Source organism: Vibrio sp. 10N.222.46.A1, from assembly GCF_041473595.1.
GTDB classification, from domain to species: Bacteria; Pseudomonadota; Gammaproteobacteria; order Enterobacterales; family Vibrionaceae; genus Vibrio; species Vibrio tasmaniensis_A.
In genome coordinates, this window is record NZ_JBFRSN010000293.1 from 1 (window position 1) to 1,923 (window position 1,923).

1 protein-coding gene, 2 pseudogenes and 1 riboswitch are annotated in these 1,923 nt (G+C 44.0%); of the genes and pseudogenes, 1 reads left to right on the plus strand and 2 read right to left on the minus strand.

The genetic code is table 11. The features are described from left to right. Nucleotides 1-32: 32 nt before the first annotated feature. Complete coding sequence (gene ribB, locus AB4496_RS09775; protein ID WP_004733029.1) at nucleotides 33-689, minus strand: 3,4-dihydroxy-2-butanone-4-phosphate synthase; 657 nt, start codon at nucleotides 687-689, stop codon at nucleotides 33-35. Between the two features lie 348 nt (nucleotides 690-1,037). Continuing rightward, a riboswitch (FMN riboswitch) is annotated at nucleotides 1,038-1,188 on the minus strand. Between the two features lie 383 nt (nucleotides 1,189-1,571). On the opposite strand from ribB, the pseudogene AB4496_RS09780 reads away from it, so the two are divergent. Next, a pseudogene (locus AB4496_RS09780) lies at nucleotides 1,572-1,814 on the plus strand (phospholipid phosphatase); the annotation flags it as partial. Here AB4496_RS09780 and AB4496_RS09785 read toward each other — a convergent pair. Then, nucleotides 1,800-1,923: pseudogene (locus AB4496_RS09785) on the minus strand (phospholipid phosphatase); the annotation flags it as partial. The pseudogenes AB4496_RS09780 and AB4496_RS09785 overlap by 15 nt on opposite strands.

Sequence of the window (1,923 nt, forward strand, 5' to 3'; positions counted from 1 at the left end):
AGCATTAAGCATTAAGCATTAAATATTAAACATTAAGCCAGTTTTAGGTCGAACTCAGTGCGGTACATCACCATATCTTCAATGGTCAGTACAGGCATGTTGTGCATTTTACCGAAAGCAACGATCTCTGGCGCTTTTGCCATCGTGCCGTCTGGGTTGGTAACTTCACACAGTACACCTGCCGATTGAAGACCTGCCATTTGCATTAGATCCACAGTACCTTCTGTGTGACCGCGGCGAGCCAGTACACCACCTTTACGCGCACGTAATGGGAATACGTGGCCAGGGCGAGCTAGGTCAGTAGGTTTAGCCGTTGGGTTTGCAGCTGTCTTGATCGTTGTTACACGGTCAGCGGCAGAAACACCTGTTGTTACGCCGACTTTTGCTTCGATAGTAACGGTAAACGCAGTTTGGTTTGCGCTGTTGTTATCAACAACCATAGGTGGAAGTTCGAGTTGGTTTGCTTGCTCGTCTGTTAAGCATAAGCACACAATACCGCTGCATTCTCGGATCATAAGCGCCATTTGAGCATTCGTTAGGTGTTCTACTGAGTAGATGATGTCGCCTTCGTTCTCACGATCTTCATCGTCAAGTAGAAGCACGCCACGACCTTCGCGCAGAGCTTGCAGTGCGTTTTCAACGCGAGTGATTGGTTCGCCAAATTCGGCAAGTAGTGAAGACTGATTCATGGTTAAACTCCTAAAATATCACCAGAATCAGGGCTGTATGAGGGATCTCAACCGAGCACAACAAAGCAGACTCATTACAAGTCGACTTGTACCAATCGTAGTAAACAACTGGTCATTCTAGCTGGTTAAAACCCTTGATAACGGCGTTAAAATTTTTGACTGTAGAATAACTACTTATCGAAAAATTTTGCCTTGTTCTCAAGCGTTTTTCCTGCGCTATCTCTGATCATTTATTTACTGTGATTGGTATTAGCTCATTATGGTTTTATCCAAAACGAAATGCACCCGTCTAAGTTGGAGGCATGAACCTAATAAATAGGTACACCTTTCCAAGTTAAACGAGTGTGTTTTCATTCTCTCTCATCCGGACTATGACCGTCGGCTCTGGCATCTCACCAGATCTGCTGACCTCGACGAATCGAGCGCTCGCGGGCTTATCTTTAGATTTTGCTAAGGACATACCGCCGGTGGGGAATTTCGCCCCGCCCTGAGAATAAAAATTAATAATCTATTTTGCTTTGAAAGCAGACCAGATGGTAATCCTTTCAATAGTGGATTTAAAGGACTGACAGCAAAGTTTTTCAGATTCCGGCCTTATAGTCGGGTAAGTGTTCACTTTATCAGCAGAACGTGTCCGGCAGTCTTTAGTGGGATAAGACCTTTGAATCAGCTGGTTTGAGTGGTCTTTGTTGCTCTATGAACATAAGTGGATGTCGAACATTGTTGATGCTGGCGTGGCTGTTCACCGAATCAATACTCAAGAGGTTCATCAATCGAACATTGTTAGACCATGACGGCTTAATGACCGTTTTGACATAAAATTGATATTGGCAGTGCTAAGCTGCGCTAGCATCCATCCACTTTATCCAAAAGATTTTAGTCATGACATCTCCGTTCTCTAACAAATCCAAAGGCTTATTACTGCTCGTTTTAAGTTTGTCTTCTCTCGTACCGTTTTTGATCTTTGGATCTAATTTTGACCTTGGGGCTGCGGTTTCGCCTTTCCAAGGCGCCTTCATAACGTTTGTGACTTACTCGGCGGGTAATCAAGGATTCTTGGTAACGCTAGCTGTTTTGTCTTTGGTATTGCTCAAGATGAAATTTTCCAAAGCTGACGAGCTTAGCTTTGGAAAATTTCATCTTGAGCAATACCAAAGACAAAACAGCTAGCGTTACCAAGAATCCTTGATTACCCGCCGAGTAAGTCACAAACGTTATGAAGGCGCCTTGGAAA

Coding starts and splice junctions, on each gene's coding strand:
- ribB (WP_004733029.1), bottom strand. CDS start 689: ATGAATCAGTCTTCACTACTTGCCGAATTTGGCGAACCAATCACTCGC.